The sequence below is a fragment of the Chlorobium sp. KB01 genome (assembly GCF_001975465.1).
In the GTDB taxonomy this organism is placed as follows: domain Bacteria; phylum Bacteroidota; class Chlorobiia; order Chlorobiales; family Chlorobiaceae; genus Chlorobium.
Window position 1 is genome coordinate 1 of the sequence record NZ_MPJE01000104.1, and the last position, 16,039, is coordinate 16,039.

Annotated in this window: 15 protein-coding genes and 1 pseudogene; 7 read left to right on the forward strand and 9 right to left on the reverse strand. The window is 52.9% G+C overall.

Annotation, left to right across the window (positions count from 1 at the left end; translation table 11 throughout):
- The 5 genes from BOO20_RS10745 to BOO20_RS10765 all read right to left on the reverse strand — a co-directional run.
- On the reverse strand, positions 1-687 hold a 687-nt coding region (locus BOO20_RS10745), incomplete at its 3' end, for an FAD-binding protein (protein ID WP_144277164.1).
- Between the two features lie 54 nt (positions 688-741).
- Entirely contained in the window at positions 742-1,395 is a 654-nt protein-coding gene (locus BOO20_RS10750; protein ID WP_076792637.1) for a succinate dehydrogenase cytochrome b subunit, read from the reverse strand.
- 124 nt (positions 1,396-1,519) lie between these two features.
- Positions 1,520-2,158: a cyclase family protein gene (locus tag BOO20_RS10755; protein ID WP_076792638.1), complete on the reverse strand. Its 639-nt coding sequence runs from the start codon at positions 2,156-2,158 to the stop codon at positions 1,520-1,522.
- A gap of 185 nt (positions 2,159-2,343) precedes the next feature.
- Positions 2,344-2,967: an acyloxyacyl hydrolase gene (locus tag BOO20_RS10760; protein WP_076792640.1), complete on the reverse strand. Its 624-nt coding sequence runs from the start codon at positions 2,965-2,967 to the stop codon at positions 2,344-2,346.
- Positions 2,968-3,080: 113 nt separating this feature from the next.
- Positions 3,081-3,848 carry a carboxylesterase gene (locus BOO20_RS10765; protein WP_076792642.1) on the reverse strand — a complete coding sequence of 256 codons (768 nt, stop codon included), beginning with the start codon at positions 3,846-3,848 and terminating at the stop codon, positions 3,081-3,083.
- Between the two features lie 142 nt (positions 3,849-3,990).
- Between BOO20_RS10765 and BOO20_RS10770 the strand changes: the two genes are divergently transcribed.
- Positions 3,991-4,497, forward strand: coding sequence for a septal ring lytic transglycosylase RlpA family protein (locus BOO20_RS10770; protein WP_083694659.1), 507 nt, complete (start codon positions 3,991-3,993; stop codon positions 4,495-4,497).
- Between the two features lie 104 nt (positions 4,498-4,601).
- Here BOO20_RS10770 and BOO20_RS10775 read toward each other — a convergent pair whose 3' ends face one another.
- From BOO20_RS10775 to BOO20_RS10785, 3 genes and pseudogenes are all read right to left on the reverse strand, one after another.
- Positions 4,602-5,909 (reverse strand): HipA domain-containing protein, encoded by a 1,308-nt coding sequence (locus BOO20_RS10775; protein ID WP_076792643.1) that lies wholly within the window; start codon positions 5,907-5,909, stop codon positions 4,602-4,604.
- Positions 5,906-6,253, reverse strand: coding sequence for a helix-turn-helix transcriptional regulator (locus BOO20_RS10780; protein ID WP_076792645.1), 348 nt, complete (start codon positions 6,251-6,253; stop codon positions 5,906-5,908). The genes BOO20_RS10775 and BOO20_RS10780 overlap by 4 nt, the downstream gene beginning before the upstream one ends.
- Positions 6,254-6,454: 201 nt before the next feature.
- Positions 6,455-6,823: pseudogene (locus BOO20_RS10785) on the reverse strand (pyridoxamine 5'-phosphate oxidase family protein); the annotation flags it as partial.
- Between the two features lie 300 nt (positions 6,824-7,123).
- Here BOO20_RS10785 and BOO20_RS10790 point away from each other — a divergent pair.
- Genes BOO20_RS10790 through BOO20_RS10805 form a run of 4 tightly spaced genes read left to right on the forward strand, consistent with a single transcriptional unit; the run spans position 7,124 to position 13,479 of the window.
- Positions 7,124-7,711, forward strand: a complete 588-nt coding sequence (locus BOO20_RS10790) for a TetR/AcrR family transcriptional regulator (protein WP_076792646.1) — start codon at positions 7,124-7,126, stop codon at positions 7,709-7,711.
- A 10-nt stretch (positions 7,712-7,721) separates the two neighbouring features.
- On the forward strand, positions 7,722-8,873 hold the full coding sequence (locus BOO20_RS10795) for an efflux RND transporter periplasmic adaptor subunit (protein ID WP_076792648.1): 1,152 nt from the start codon (positions 7,722-7,724) through the stop codon (positions 8,871-8,873).
- 27 nt (positions 8,874-8,900) lie between these two features.
- The gene (locus tag BOO20_RS10800) at positions 8,901-12,068 is read left to right on the forward strand and encodes an efflux RND transporter permease subunit (RefSeq protein WP_076792649.1); all 3,168 of its coding nucleotides are present in this window, start codon (positions 8,901-8,903) and stop codon (positions 12,066-12,068) included.
- On the forward strand, positions 12,058-13,479 hold the full coding sequence (locus tag BOO20_RS10805) for an efflux transporter outer membrane subunit (RefSeq protein ID WP_076792651.1): 1,422 nt from the start codon (positions 12,058-12,060) through the stop codon (positions 13,477-13,479). The genes BOO20_RS10800 and BOO20_RS10805 overlap by 11 nt, the downstream gene beginning before the upstream one ends.
- 161 nt (positions 13,480-13,640) lie before the next feature.
- Here the strand turns inward: BOO20_RS10805 and BOO20_RS10810 are convergent, their stop codons facing one another.
- Positions 13,641-14,945, reverse strand: a complete 1,305-nt coding sequence (locus BOO20_RS10810) for an ATP-binding protein (RefSeq protein WP_076792653.1) — start codon at positions 14,943-14,945, stop codon at positions 13,641-13,643.
- Between the two features lie 263 nt (positions 14,946-15,208).
- Between BOO20_RS10810 and BOO20_RS10815 the strand changes: the two genes are divergently transcribed.
- Together BOO20_RS10815 and BOO20_RS10820 are read left to right on the forward strand one after the other, a co-directional pair.
- On the forward strand, positions 15,209-15,421 hold the full coding sequence (locus BOO20_RS10815) for an antitoxin MazE family protein (protein ID WP_006365793.1): 213 nt from the start codon (positions 15,209-15,211) through the stop codon (positions 15,419-15,421).
- Positions 15,418-15,741 carry a type II toxin-antitoxin system PemK/MazF family toxin gene (locus tag BOO20_RS10820; RefSeq protein ID WP_076792654.1) on the forward strand — a complete coding sequence of 108 codons (324 nt, stop codon included), beginning with the start codon at positions 15,418-15,420 and terminating at the stop codon, positions 15,739-15,741. Before BOO20_RS10815 ends, BOO20_RS10820 begins: the two co-directional genes overlap by 4 nt.
- Positions 15,742-16,039 lie beyond the last annotated feature (298 nt).

Below are 16,039 nucleotides of genomic sequence, written 5' to 3' on the forward strand. Positions count from 1 at the left end.
CCCGCCGCTTGCCAGCACAACCGCATGTGCTGCATGGCGCTCAATCTCACCGGTAACCAGATTCCGGGTAATGATTCCCCGCGCCTTTCCGTCAACAAGCACCAGATCAAGCATATCGCGCCGATTGTAGAGCGTAACGGTACCAGCGGCAATCTGACGGCTTAAGGCACCATAGGCCCCGAGCAGCAACTGCTGGCCTGTCTGGCCCCTCGCAAAGAAGGTTCTTGACACCTGGGCTCCGCCGAAAGAGCGGTTGGTCAGAAGCCCGCCATACTCACGGGCAAAAGGCACACCCTGGGCAACACAGAGGTCGATAATCTGGTTGCTGACTTCAGCGAGACGGTAAACATTGGCTTCACGCGCCCGGTAATCGCCGCCTTTAATGGTGTCATAAAAAAGCCGGTAGGCACTGTCACCGTCGTTGGCATAGTTCTTTGCGGCATTGATTCCACCCTGTGCAGCGATGCTGTGAGCACGGCGCGGTGTATCCTGATAGCAGAATGCCTTGACATTGTAGCCAAGCTCTCCGAGAGAGGCGGCTGCAGAGGCCCCGGCAAGACCGGTACCAACCACGATGATGTCAAGTTTGCGTTTATTGTTGGGGTTTACCAGCTTGCATCCCGATTTGTAGGCGGTCCATTTGTCTGCCACCGGCCCTTCAGGGATTCTGGCGTTGAGGCGTGTCATTGAAACGTGTAGTGAGTGTTGTTTTCGGTAAATAACACAGTTAGCTGCTCTTGTTTACTTGATGAACAGAAGATAGACCGGAACAAGGCTGAATCCTGCTGCAATGCATACCGAGTAGATCGTGCTTGCAAGCTTGACTGTTCCCATATAGCGGCTGTGGTTCCATCCAAGGGTCTGAAATGCCGACTGGATTGCATGATTGAGATGGATGCCGAGAGAAACAAAACCGGCAATATAGATCAGGGAGTACCAGGGCGATGAGAAGAGCAGCAGTGCGCGATGATAGAAGTCGTGCCGTTCGATGCCGGGAGGCGGGGCGACAAGACCTGTCTTGATAAAGTAGAAATCTATAAAATGAAGAAGCAGGAAGATGAGTACAATAATGCCGGTGTGGAACATGTACTTTGAAAAAAAGGAGGTGTCCGAAGCGTTGGCACACTCATAGCGGGTCGCGCGTGCAGCGCGGTTCTGGCCGGAGACCAGCATCCCGAAGAAGATGTGAAGCAAAAAGCCTGCAAAAAGAACAATTTCAAATACCTTTATGATCGGATTGGTAGCCATAAAGGTTGCCGCTTCAGTAAACGCAGCGCCTCCATCGGATTTCAGCAGCAAAAGATTGATACCGAGATGCACGATGAGGAAGGTAACCAGAAAAAGCCCCGCAAGCGCCATAAGCACTTTTCTGGTAATCGAAGAGTACATGAGCATAGTAGTGGTACGAATTACGAACCGTAGTTATTGCGATGATAAAGAACAGTGGATTAAATCCTGTGTACTCAAAGGTAACGCCCTCTCAATTAACTTCCAATTAAATAATCTTTGCTGGTACCTTTTATCCAACAAGGGCAACCGCACGGATCGGCGAAGCCTCAGCTCCGGCTATTTTCAGCGGAAAAGCGCAAAAAGTGAAGGGAGAATCGGGAAGTGACGACAGTACAGTCAGATTCTCGATGAGCACAATCCCTTTCCCGAGCAGTTTTCTGTGAACAGGGAGATCAACTGCATCCGGAAGATCCACAGAGATCATATCAACCCCGATCCCCTTCAGTTCAAAACCCGTGAGCCAGTGTGCGGCTTCAACCGAGAGCGCCGGATATCCTCTGAAATAATCCGGCCGGCCCCAGTAGTCGCTCCATCCTGAGCAGAGCAGAAGAAATTCGCACGAACCAATCAATGCAGAGAACGGCTTGAGCAGCTCTTTGCTGATCACCCCTCCGGCGGCATCGTGAACATCCATGACGACACCTTTTCCGGCAAATTGTTCAACCGCAAAAACATCGGGTGTTGTCATTTCGGGAAGAATATGGGAGGGGAGATCGATATGGGTGCCGGTATGCGAGGAGAGTGTGATGAGCTGCTCGGCAAAGCCCTCTTTTTCAATAGTGGCAATCGGCTGAAATTCAGGCCCGGGCATCCCCGGATAGACCGCCATTCCGGGCTCTATGGTATGCGTGAGATCAATAACCCGCATAATGCCGATCTTTTTTCAGAGCAAACACGTTGCTGAACATCAGGGCATCTCTATTAATTGTCGTGAGCGGTTTGAGTGCGAGGCGAACGGAGCGCAGAAACCGGAATGTACACCGAGTACATGAGGATTTTGAGCACCGCCCAACGAAGCAATCGAATCGCGGAACAAATTAACAGAGGTGTCCATTAATAGAGCCATGAAACCCCGGCTATGATGGCGTTCGAGTTAATGCCCATGTTCGAACGGTCAACAAGCCCTGCGTGGGAGATGTGACGCCAGCGGTAGCCGCCAAAAACCGCCGTTTTGTCCGATAGCCGGTATTGAAGGCCTGAACCGAAATGATCAAGAAAGTTAAACCCGGCTTTGCCCTGCTCGATCGAATCAACACTTAAAAACATGGGCGCAAAGCTTGCTTCAAAAAAAAGATCCACCGGAGAGGCGAGTTTGCGGAAATAGCGCAGACCGATACCGCAACCGGCTTCAACACCATCCTGCGGACCGGAAATCAGATTCACCTGCGGCTCAAGTGCCAGTTGCAGGGTGCTCTTTGCGCTCTCGATACCCAGCAATCGGTTCATATTGAATCCAACCCGTGCAATGAGCGGATACACGGTCATGTTATCCGCTTTTCTATTCAGCGAACCCCACACATACCCTGAAGCGAACCCAAGTTCGTTGAGCACAACCGCCTGTTTTTTCCCGGTTTCCGGTGAGCTGTCAGGAGCACTCGCCTTCAGCGGCAGAGCGTAAAACAGCATTGAAAAGAGCAGGAGAAGGGTGGAAACCGCTCTGCGGATAAACGTATTCATTTCTGTTGTGTTTTGGGTGCAAGAGAATAAAGATCACTTCGTTCAGGAATATAAAACCGTAACCTGCATTCGTCAACTTGACGCACATGAATCGCAAAGAGCCATTCAAAAGCTTACTCCTTTCGACCGGTTCTGCCTGCGACATACGTCATGATAGTCCGAACCGCTTTATCCCGTTCACAATCACAGAAAATCTGGTGTCCGGAACACTCAAACCAGACAATTGAGCGTTCAACAGAAGCCGTCGATACCCGGTTGCAGAGCATGGTTGCGCTCTGGGGAAGCACGGTTGCCTCCTTTCGGTTATGCAGAATCATGAAAGGCACATTGACCCGATCCAGCAGTGACTCGGTTCTCTCGATCAATTCAAACAGGGAGAGAATCGCTTCGGTCGGAACCCAGGCGTAATGGGGAGCCTGGCACCGGGGCCGCAGCTCCTGCAAATCACTTTTCAGATCCCACTTTTTGATAATCATGCTGACCAACGGGGCCGCAAAATGGAGTGGCCTGCCCGGTGCAAACAGAGAGACAAGCCTGAGTGCCGGTGTTGCAAGGATAAGAGAATCAACCTGTTTCGGGTGGCGTACAGCAAGATTAAGGGCAAGCAGTGCACCCATACTGTGCCCGATCACGATAACCCGCTCCACCTCCAGTGAGAAATCCCGAAACGCCAGCTCTGCATCCTTAAGCCAAGCCTCCCATCCTACTCCATGAAGTGCATCGGGTGACGGGGCACCATGACCGGCAAGCAACGGTATGGAGACAGGAATGCCCATTTCCTGCAAGGGCTTGCGCAACGCCTCCACACTCTCAAGCGTTGCGGTAAAACCATGTATGATTAAAACGCCGAAAGGACTGCGGGCCTCAGGTTCTGCAACCATGTTCACACGGGGTAAATTCTCTCTTTCCAACAGCAAAACCCTCAAGGCTCAATACCGGAAAGTTAAAAATAGTGTTAATAGAGGAAGAATAAGCGTAAATTGACATTTATTAAAATAAAAAGGCACCCAAAAGCTTACATCCATGTACGATTCGATGCGCAAATTATTTCTGGCCGGATGCCTGCTGCTGCCTCTGGCACTCAGTTCATGTACCTCTTCCCGATCCTCATATATAGGTGGAATTTCACCTGAAGAGGCCTACCGGACAGGAAAACTGAAAAACACCCCCTACGTCATCAACGGCAAGGTCTATGTGCCAATGAGCTATGAAGAGGCTAATTCCTATGAGGAGACTGGTTTGGCTTCATGGTATGGTCATGAAACCCTGAAGCAGCATAACGGACAGCCGACCGCATACGGCGAAATTTTTGATCCCTCAAAACCAAGTGCCGCACACAAATATCTTCCCCTGCCTGCCCTGGTAAAGGTAACCAACCTTGAAACCAATGCTTCTATTGTAGTCAGGGTCAACGACCGGGGACCCTTTGTCGATAACCGGATTATCGATCTGAGTGCCGAAGCGGCAAAAAGGCTTGGATTTTATGACAAGGGTACCGCCAAAGTCAAAATCGAGGTTGTCAACCGGTAAACTGATTGAAAAAGACAAGGCAGTTTGTGCTCTTTTGATGCAAAAACACAAGGCTTTTTATGCTGTTCTGGCACACAAATACAAGGCAATTTTAATATTCGGGTTTATGTAAAGGGCTTTACTCTCAGGGCCGCCTCTATTGTATCCCGTTGCGGAGGGCTCACGCGCGACTCCTCAGCATACTCCCTCCATCGGGCGACAACGTTCCGTACTTCAGCAATGATGGTTTCCGCACGCCCGCGCTTCATGGATGCGCTCTTTGCGCACGCCCTGAAATCCGCCAGGGTAAAGCCATTCCGCTTGCCCTGCAACGTCATTTGATGAGTTGATGTCCATTTACCGCCCGGCTGATAGCTGTAGGTCATGTCGAAAGCGGGTGAGAGCGACCACTTTCCACTCTTGTCCATCAGGAAGGCAATATTCTTTACGTGGTCATCCTGATTACGGGCCACAATATTGAAAACCATCCGCCGGAACTGCTCCTCAATGGCAGCCATCGGCAGTTCCAGTCGGCGGATTACCTGCAAAGCCTGCTCGTAGCCGTATGCTCCCGCCTGATTGAAATCATAATGCGCCATGCCGCAAAGCGACTGCATGTGCAGCTTGCCTCCGCCTTCCAGTCTGTCGAACCGCTTCGTCATGAAATGGCGACGCCCATTCTCCTCGAAGAGGCAGCACGGAGTCATGGTAACTCCCGCATCCACCGCCATCCTGTAATAGGCATACTCGATTGCGCCGTATCCCTTCGGCTCTTCCTGCTCCTTATCCCTGTTACCGCTGACACCGTCGAACTTCATCAGCCAGTACTCAAATCCACTGCCAGCCCGCACCTGACCTGAACGGACTTCGTTGGTTTTCGGATTCCAGGCAATCACCGCCTTGGCCCGCGCACCGCCGGCCGAAGTGCCGACCCGCAAAATATCAGGAAGTTCCGTTTTCTCTCCCTCCTCATGCATCCACCCCTGCTGGTTGCTCTGATGGGTCAATATTTCCGACGCCAACGCTACCAGCTTGTCAACCTCAACTCGGGAAGATGCGGGTGCACCCAATCGGATTGCCGGAGCATACTCCAGCGCACCCATGCCGCGCGAACCGATGTAACAGAGGCGCTCCACCGCATTGAACGACTCCGGCATACGCCCGGACCGGGTAAGCCAGGCATCAATCAACGCACTGCCAAACCGATCCGGCAGTGAATCCGCCAAAAGCCCCGGAAGAGCATGGAAGGTTTCCGGATTCAGCGACGGGAAGGAGTAGATCCTCCCTGATAGAGGCATCATCAGCGGGGCTACCTCAATACCGCTGCTGATGAAAGCGGGATCATATTCAAAGGAAGCGGCCGCAGCATTGCCATCCAGCGACACCGCACCGATCGTGCGTCCCCACAGATTTACCATTGCCATCGTGCTCATGCTTCGTCACCCCACGTCCAGGGCTCTTCATCGGTTGGTTTTCTCCTGCCTGTGGCTCGCTTTCGCACCTTGCCTTTCAGCCGGAGCAGATCCATCGGACGCGCTCCGGACTCGGGCACCAATGTTTCCAGCCGATCAAGCAGCGCCAATACCCGAAGAATCCGGATCATAGTCGACATCTGCGCCGTAGCTCCTGCCTCGACACGCTCCACGGTCCGCTTCGATACGCCCGCCTGCTCCGCAAGCATCTCCTGGGTAAGCTGAAGCTCCAGCCGACGCTGTGCCAATCGTCCGCCCAGCTCTCCCAAAATCGCTTCATCACTCAACAAGCCTTCAACCTTCATCACGAATCCCCGTTTTTCCTTATATCATATATCGTAACCAGTGACGATATAAAGAACAAATATAGATATTTTTATCAATATTTGACGAATTAGTAAATGCATTTATTGATAGAAGTATCTATACATTGTCGTGAGCGGGTTAAGCGCAAGGCGGACGGGGCTCCGTCCGCGCAGGCAGATGAGATTTGTTGCGGTGTCCTGCAAGGTCTGCTCAATGGAGCTGGCGGTTACGGCCATAACAGCACGTGCCCAGGCAAATTTTGTCTTGATGACATCAAAATCTGCGCCCGAGGTTTCGATGCACGCCGTGCCCTTGATCAGAAAGCCTGCACCGGGTCCCATATTTCCGGCGACCTTGCGGCTGCCGAGTGTAATCAGCACCTGATTGTTAAACGCAATGTTCGCTTCCGTAAGCTGCATATAGCCGACAGGAATCAGGATGCGCTCTGCATCGGTAATGCGTATGTAACTGTTCCAGGTATTGACCATGTGCGGTCCATTCTGCCCAAGAGTTGCAATCGCAACCACTCCGTCATGCTTTAATATTTCCGTTAATTTCTCAGGAATCATCACTTTCCCCCCGTTGTGCTGCATGAAAAAATCTCAATCCTGCTGACTCAGCTCTATCATGTTCAAGCTTTTACGGGAGAGTGCCAACCGAAGAAATCTCTCCAATTTCACCGGAATAAATCTCTTCTTTCGTGTGGTTTCGAGTATTTCGCGGTTAAAACTCTTCCACGCACATGTTTGCTATGGTAAAGCTCCGGCGCTTGCAAAACAACGTCACCAACTCTCTTCCTCTATAAAAATCACCGAAAACATTTGCATAAAAGAACGGTCGTTCTTAAATTCGGTCAAGGATAATACATTATGTCAAGACCGAAAAAAGTCACCGACGCAGAAATACTTGACGCAATCGAGCGGGTTGTTGTCAAGCATGGTGCATCCCACCTCTCCATCGATGCTGTGGCTCAGGAGGCAGGAATCAGCAAATCAAGGGTGGTCTACGACTATAAATCCAAGACCGCGCTGCTCGAAGCTCTGATCGACCGGCAGTTTGAGCGCGATACGGCACGCATCCAGTCGCTGCTCGTCGAGTGCGCCGATACCCCTCACCCCGAACTTTTCGCACGTATCAAAATGGCCGAGCGTGCCCTGGATGCTACGGAACGCGCTGTCGCCATGGCCATCACATCGTCCATGTCGAGCGAAGAGTCGCTCAGGCAGCGGATGCTGAAGTGGATAGAACGCGACTTGTCTGCCATGGACAGCGGAGCGAAGCCTGAAGCGGCCCGCATGGCCTATTACGCCTTTATCGGCTTCAATTGCAACGAGTGGTTCGGCCTTGTCCAGAGAAGCGACGAGGAGCGTCTGCCGTTCCTCGAACAGATCCGGAACATGTATATCGGTTATCCTGAAAACCATCCGGCAACCACACCAAATTCACAAAAAGGATAAGTTATCAATCATGAAAAGGTCGTATATCATCGCCGGTTTGCTTGTCACCCTGATTGCAGGCTGGTACCTGTGGCCGAAGGGATCGTCAGACCACCTTCAGGATTCGGGCATGAAACCGGAGGTCAGTGTTGTGACCATGAAACCCGAACCTCTGGTATTGACAAAAGAGCTGCCGGGCCGTACCTCTGCATTCCGTATAGCCGAGATCCGTCCACAGGTCAGCGGTATTGTTACGAAGCGCTTCTTCGAGGAAGGAAGCCTTGTTAAACAGGGTCAGCAACTCTATCAGATTGACCCCGCGACCTACAAGGCAGCCTGTAACAGTGCAAAAGCCAACCTCAGCAAAGCCGAGGCCAACGTAAAATCGGCCCAGGCCAAAGCCGGCCGGTACGAAGAGCTGGTCAAAATCGGTGCTGTCAGCAGGCAGGAGTTCGACGATGCGAAAGCGAGCCTTGCCCAGGCCAGGGCAGATGTCGCCATAGCCAGATCCGAAGTTTCCTCAGCCGGTATCAACCTCGACTACACCAGGGTCATCTCTCCGATTTCCGGGCGAATCGGCCAATCAAAGGTAACCGAGGGGGCTCTGGTCAATGCCAATCAGCAGAGCCCCCTTGCTGTGGTGCAGCAGCTCGACCGGATCTACGTGGATGTTTCCCGGTCGAGCGCGGAGTTGATGCAACTTCGCCAGCGCCATCAGGGCCAGGCGGGCGATTCAGGTGCAGGGAGCGCTCCTGTCCAGCTTCTGGTGGATGGAAAACCCAAAGGAGAGCCCGGCACGTTGCAGTTCTCGGATGTAACGGTCAACCCGAGCACAGGTACCGTGCTGTTGAGAATACTGTTCAACAACCCCGGCCATGAAATCCTCCCCGGCATGTTCGTCCATGCACGTCTTGAAGAGTGGAGAGACGAGCGAGCCATCCTTGTGCCGCAAAAATCGGTCAGCAGAAATGCGGACGGGTCGGTTTCGGTCTGGGTTGTGGGAGCGAATGGCAAAGCAAACCCGCGCCCGATAATCGTTACGGAGGTTGTCGGTGACCGGTGGCTCGTAAGCAGCGGACTGAAAGCTGGCGAGAAGGTCGTGTACGAAGGCATCATGAAAATCCAGCCCGGCATGGCGGTCAAAACCGTCGAAGCCGGACGGGCACCCCTACCGGCGAGATAATCCAATACATTTCAACGCACCAATACCATGTCCGGATTTTTTATTGAGCGTCCAGTCTTTGCCTGGGTCATCTCCATCTGTATCATGCTCGGCGGCATCATCGCCATCAATACCCTGCCGGTCGAGCAATATCCGCGCATCGCGGCACCAACCATCAACATCAACGCCTCCTATCCCGGTGCATCTGCCGAAGCGGTTGAAAACAGTGTTACGCAGGTCATCGAACAGGCGCTCACCGGTATCGACCATCTCCGTTACTTCAGCGCAGGAAGCGATTCGAACGGCAACGTCAGCATCACCGTGACCTTCGAACCCGAAGCCAACCCCGATATTGCCCAGGTGCAGGTACAGAACAAGTTGCAGTCGATCATGTCAAACCTGCCTCAACAGGTGCAGCAGCAGGGCATCAGGGTCACCAAGGGAGATACCGGGTTCCTGATGGTTGTGGGTGTCTATTCGGATGACTCCAGGGTCGATGAATATGCGATGAACGATTTCATCAACTCGAAGCTCCTCGATCCGCTGAGTCGGGTACCCGGTGTCGGCAACATCCAGGTATTCGGGCAGCCCTATTCGATGCGTATCTGGCTTGATCCCCACCGCATGGCGAGTTTCAACCTCACCACCACCGAGGTACAGGCCGCTATTGCGGCACAGAATGCCGATGTCTCCACCGGCCAGCTTGGAGGAACGCCGTCAGTTCCGGGCCAGCAGTTGAACGCCACCATTACAGCGCAGTCACGCCTGAAAAGTGTCAGTGATTTCGAAAAGATCATGCTTAAGGTCAATACCGACGGTTCGCAGCTCCGCCTCAGGGATGTCGCCCGCGTCGAACTCGGCGTGCAAAACTACGATATGACCACGCGCTTCAACGGCAAACCGGCTGCAGGCATGGCCATCACCCTGGCGACCGGGGCAAACGCCCTGAACACCGCCAATCTGGTCAAAGCGAAAATGAGTTCCCTTAAGCCACTGCTCCCGCCGGGCGTACAGATTGTCTTCCCGTTCGACACCTCGCCATTCGTCAAGACATCAATCGAAGGGGTTGTCCATACCCTGATTGAGGCGGTCATCCTCGTCTTCCTGGTCATGTTCCTGTTTCTCCAGAACTTCCGGGCCACGCTGGTCCCCACCATCGCGGTTCCAGTCGTACTGCTCGGTACCTTCGGGGTGATGTCGGTCTTCGGCTTCTCCATCAACACCCTCAGCATGTTCGCCATGGTTCTGGCCATCGGACTGCTGGTCGATGATGCCATTGTTGTGGTCGAGAACGTCGAACGAATCATGGAAGAGGAGCGACTCTCCCCGCTGGAGGCGACAAGAAAATCCATGAAGCAGATCTCCAGTGCGCTGATCGGCATCGCCCTTGTGCTCTCGGCCGTATTCGTGCCGATGGCCTTCTTCAAAGGCTCCACGGGAACAATCTACCGTCAGTTCTCGATCACCATCGTCTCGGCGATGCTGCTCTCGGTCCTGGTGGCGCTGATCCTGACACCGGCACTCTGCGCAAGCCTCCTCAAGCCGGTCAGAGCGGATGGACATCTCTACGGCACTGGCCCCTCAGGGCGCTTTTTCGCCTGGTTCAACGGTGTGTTCAACCGCAACAGAAAACGCTATGTAGACGGAGCCCGTGTCATGACGGGCAGTGTTAACCGCTCGCTGCTCGCCTTCATGCTGGTTCTGGTGCTGCTTGGCATCGTCCTCGCGCGCATCCCGACCTCGTTCCTGCCGGATGAAGATCAGGGGTTTCTCTTCGTTCAGCTTTCCACTCCATCCGGAGCAACCAAGGAGCGGACGCTCGAAAGCGTGAAAACGATGGAACGGTACCTCCTCAATCAGGAAAAAGAGAACATCGAAAGCGTCTTCAGCGTGACCGGTTTCAGTTTCGCGGGCCAGGGCCAGAACTCGGCCATGGGTTTTGTCCAGCTCAAGGATTGGTCCAAACGCAAGAATAAGGGGCAGGATGTTGCCTCCATCGCGGGAAGAACCATGGGTGCCATGTCGAGCGTGAAGGATGCCATGATCTTTGCGTTTTACCCGCCCGCTGTCATGGAGCTTGGCAACGCTTCGGGTTTCGACCTTCAGCTTGTTGACCGGACAGGCAAGGGCCATGAGGCTCTTATGGCCGCCCGAAACCAGCTGCTTGGAATGGCTTCGCAAAACCCCTCCCTGAGCAGCGTGCGTCCCAATGGCCTTGAAGATGTACCGCAATTCAAGATCGATATCGACCACGAAAAGGCAAGCGCCTTCGGAGTATCAATCGCCGACATCAACTCAACACTGCAAACCGCCTGGGGTTCAAGCTATGTGAACGATTTCGTGCATGAGGGCCGCATCAAAAAAGTGTTCATGCAGGGAGACGCACCATACCGCATGAACCCGGCGGATGTTGATATCTGGCACGTCCGCAACTCGAATGGTGATATGGTGCCCTTCTCATCATTTTCCACCGGACGCTGGAGCTTTGGTTCACCCAAACTCGAACGGTTCAACGGTATATCATCGGTCAATATCCAGGGATCACCGGCACCCGGCGTCAGCTCGGGAGATGCCATGGCCATCATGGCGACACTGGCGGGAAAACTCCCTGAAGGTTTCGGTATCGAATGGACCGGCCTCTCCTACGAAGAACGTGCTGCCGGTCAGCAAACGCTGCTGCTCTACACGCTCTCTTTGCTTTTCGTCTTTCTTTGCCTGGCCGCCCTTTACGAAAGCTGGAGCGTACCGATGGCCGTCATGCTGGTAGTCCCGCTCGGAGTTCTGGGCACCGTTCTGGCGACATTCCTCGCAGGTCTTTCAAACGACGTCTACTTCAAGGTCGGCCTGTTAACAACCGTTGGCCTGACGGCGAAAAATGCCATCCTTATCGTGGAGTTCGCCAAAACCCTCTACGAAAGCGGTATAAACCTGAAAGAGGCCGTTCTCTCGGCAGCAAGCCAGCGACTTCGACCGATCGTCATGACCTCAATGGCATTCATCCTTGGCGTCACACCACTCGCATTCTCATCCGGAGCAGGATCGGCAAGCCAGCACGCCATCGGCATCGGCGTGATCGGAGGAATGTTGTCGGGTACACTGCTGACGATCTTCTTTGTGCCCCTCTTCTTCATTCTCGTGCAATCGCGGTTTGCCCGAAAAACGGTAACCGACACAGCAGAAAACCAAAACGACAAGGGATCGAATCATGAACACTAAACTGCTGCTTCCTTTTTTCCTGGCAGCAACCACCCTTACTGCCTGTTCGATTGCGCCAACTTATGTGCGCCCGACAGCGCCCGTCACCTCGAAGTGGCCGGTGGCTTCCGGAATCGGGACGACGGCCTCCACTGCGCCGCAATCCGGCGAGCAGCCGCGTACCACCGATATCGGATGGCGAAGCATGTTCAGGTCGCCAAAACTGCAACGCTTAATCGAAGAATCCCTTACGAACAACCGCGACCTGAGGATAGCCACCCTCAACATCGAGGCGGCCCGCCACACTTATCGCATCCAGCGTTCGGATCTCCTGCCATCAATTAACGCCTCGGGAAGCTTCACCCGTCAGGAAAGCAGGAGTGGCACCGGACAAGCGGAAATCACCACAACATATACCGCTGGCATCGGAACGACGGCTTATGAACTGGATCTTTTCGGGCGTGTACGCAGCCTCAGCAATCGCGCAATAAACCAGTATCTCGCTACCGAAGAGGGCCGCAAAGCTGCCCAGACAAGCCTTGTCGCTGAAGTTGCCAACGCCTATCTCACCTATCTTGCCGATGTCGAACTGCTGCGACTGACCGAAAACACCCTCAAAACAAGGCTGGATGGGTTCGATCTCATCAAACGCAGCTTCGATCTCGGGGCAAAGTCCCGGCTCGATGTAGCACAGGCCGCAACCCTGGTCGAATCGGCCAGAGTCAACCGTGCACAATATCAGCGTCAGGTTGAACAAAGCAAGAACGCCCTCACCCTGCTCGTCGGAAAGGAGATTGATCCGAAACTGCTCGAACCCCAACCGCTGGCTGATCTCCAGATACTAAACACACTCCCCGTCGGCATTCCCTCCGTCGTCCTGCTTGACAGGCCGGACATAAGGCAGGCGGAATTCTCACTGAAAGCTGAAAACGCCAACATCGGTGCTGCACGGGCTTCATTTTTCCCCAGCATAAGCCTTACCGGTTCCGCAGGGTTCGCCAGCGCCAACTTGTCAGATCTCTTCGTGACCAATTCAAGCGCTCTCTGGAGCTTCGCCCCACAGGTAACGCTCCCGATATTTCAGGGAGGCAGGTTACGCTCCAACCTCAAACTCGCTGAAACCAACCGGGACATTGCCCTCGCCCGATACGAAAAAGCTATCCAGACGGCGTTCCGCGAGGTAGCCGATGCACTGGTCGCCCGTGCAACCTGGACCGAACAACTGCGGGCCCAGCGAGCGCTGCTCAAAGAGAGCGATCAAACCTCGACCATCACGAAAGCGCGATACGAGCATGGCATCGACAGCTATTTCGCCCTGCTTGATGCCCAACGATCCCTCTTCGAGGCTCAGCAGAACGAAATTCTGATCCATCAACAGACGCTTGCCAACATGATCGACCTCTACAAAGCCCTCGGAGGCGGGTGGCAATAACAAGCCCTAACCCCTTCAGCACGAGACACTGTACTACCGGCTACCCTTGCTGCATTTTGTTATGACAATCCGATCTCAAGCCGTATTGCTATCCTTTTCTGAAATGGCGGAACTGAATCGAATGAATACCGTCCCGTACATTCTGTATTAAGGAATGCAGCTTACCCGCTTCTTGTGGCGGCAAACGCGCTGTAGATGGGCATGAAGGTGATCTTCTGCTCCGGAAGATCTGCAAACGGACGGTCGGAAAAGACCAGTGCTTTGCCACACTCCGGAAAAGACGCAAGAAAAAGATGCAGGCTTCTCAAACTGCCGGTTGCTCCGCTTTTTACCTCAACCGGATGAATCTTTCCGGCCAGCACAGCCAGATAGTCAACTTCAGCCGAACTACTTTTAGCCTGTCGATCCCAGTAGTAAAGTCCTCCCTGCTGGGAGACCAGCATCTCTTGTCCGACAAACTGCTCTGCCATAGCACCCCGATAGATGGCGAGCAGATCGCTTTTTGCATACTCAATATCATTCGGCATACCGGAGAGGTAACGCAACAATCCAATATCGAGCATGAGCGCCTTGAATAATTTTGCAGAGGCCGTTGCTCCCAACGGAAGCCCCGACGGATCGACCGAAGGAACCCTTCGAGCTACCTGAGCCAGGCACAGGGCATCAAATGCTTTTTTTAATACCAGGCTGCTGAACCCCTCACCAAGGCGGGCATATTTGATCTGTTTTCCGATATGCTGTGGCAGGGAGGTAAAAACCGAATCAAGAGAGAAGCGGTCAACCTTTGGAGTATATTTTGCAAAGCCCATCCTGTATGACTCAGCAATCTCTTTTTGTACCTCAAAGGCATCACGCAAAGAGTGGTTATTAAGGTATGCCTTGACAGCTTCCGGCATTCCCCCGATAAAGAAGTAGCGTTTCAACTCCTCACGCAGAAGCTCATGAACTGCAGGCGATATGTCTGCCGGATTACCCAGCACCGCTTTTGCTGCAGGAGCATTGCCGATTGCCTCCAGATATTCAGCAAAACAGAGCGGATTGAGATTGAGAAACTGAACCCTGCCGACAGGAAAAGAGCTCTCTTCAAGCGCAAACTCAAGGAGCGAACCGGCGGCTACAACATGCAGTTCCGGCATCTCCTCATAAAAATAGCGCAGGGCGTTTATGGCACGGGGGCAGGCCTGAATCTCATCAAAAAAAAGCAGCGTTTTTCCCGGCGTGATCTTTTGCTGAAGGAGGACTTCAAGGTCCGCAGTGATGCGTGTTGCCTTCAGGTCGCCATCGAAAAGTTGGCGCAGAGTCTTATTTCGCTCAAGATCAACAAGGGCAATCGATTCAAAGCAATTTTTTCCAAACTCCCTGAGTGACCAGGTTTTGCCAACCTGACGGGCACCTCGCAGAATAAGAGGCTTGCGACGTGAACTCTCCTGCCAGCGCCGGAGATCGTTATCAATAAATCGAAACATGTTGCCTTGTCAGGATAGAATAAAATCAGAAATATTTTAAAACACAAGGCAATTTATATCATATCTGAACATAAACACAAGGCAATTTGATCTGCAAGAAAAAAACCATGCTCCTCGTTGATGGCCATCAGCCCAGATTATCACTCATAAAATCCATTGCCCGGCGCGTGTTAACCTGCTCAGGATAAAATATTGTTGCACGTAACGCTTTTACCATGTATGTTACATGTAACAAGGAAACTCACAAATAAGCAAGGGGACAGATGAGCGGAGTTCTTGAAAGAGTACATAAGTACAGGGAGAAGTTACGCAGGGAGGGAATGCGACCGATACAGATATGGGTTCCCGATACACGTCGCTCCGGTTTTTCCGAAGAGTGCCGACGGCAGTCTCTGCTGGTCAAACATGATCCGCATGAAAAAGAAATACTTACGTTTCTTGATGAAGCCGCAGACCGCGAGGGTTGGGAAGCATGAAGAGAGGTGATCTGGTTACCATTGCACTACAGGGTGATTACGGAAAGCCTCGCCCTGCAGTTGTCGTTCAGGCGGATTTTTTTTCTGAACATCCTTCGCTGACCATACTGCCGGTAACGAGTGAATTGCTGACAGCCCCGTTATTCAGGATTATGGTTGAACCGACAGAGGGAAACAATCTGAAAAAAAGATCACAGGTCATGGTTGACAAGGTCCAGACCGTCGCGCGTGAAAAGATAGGACCCACTTTCGGAAGACTTGATGATACCTCGATGCTTGCCATTAACCGGGCGCTTGCCGTCTGGCTTGGATTCGCATAAGCGACCCTTATCTCAGACCATTGATACCGGAAAATGCCGTCAGGAAGCAATACTGACGCAGTCCCGTCTGCGTCGGGAGAATAGTATCGCGCCTACAACGTCTGTTCAATCGAACTGGCGGTTACGGCCATTACAGCACGTGCCCATGCAAATTTTGCCTTCATGACCTCAAAATCTGCGCTATATGCCAACGGTACAATGGAAATTTGCCAATATCATAAAGCTTAAAACACACATTCCAGAGAAACACAAGACTCAGCTCAATGCTCTGGAAAAAATCCTGATGACTGGTTAAAAG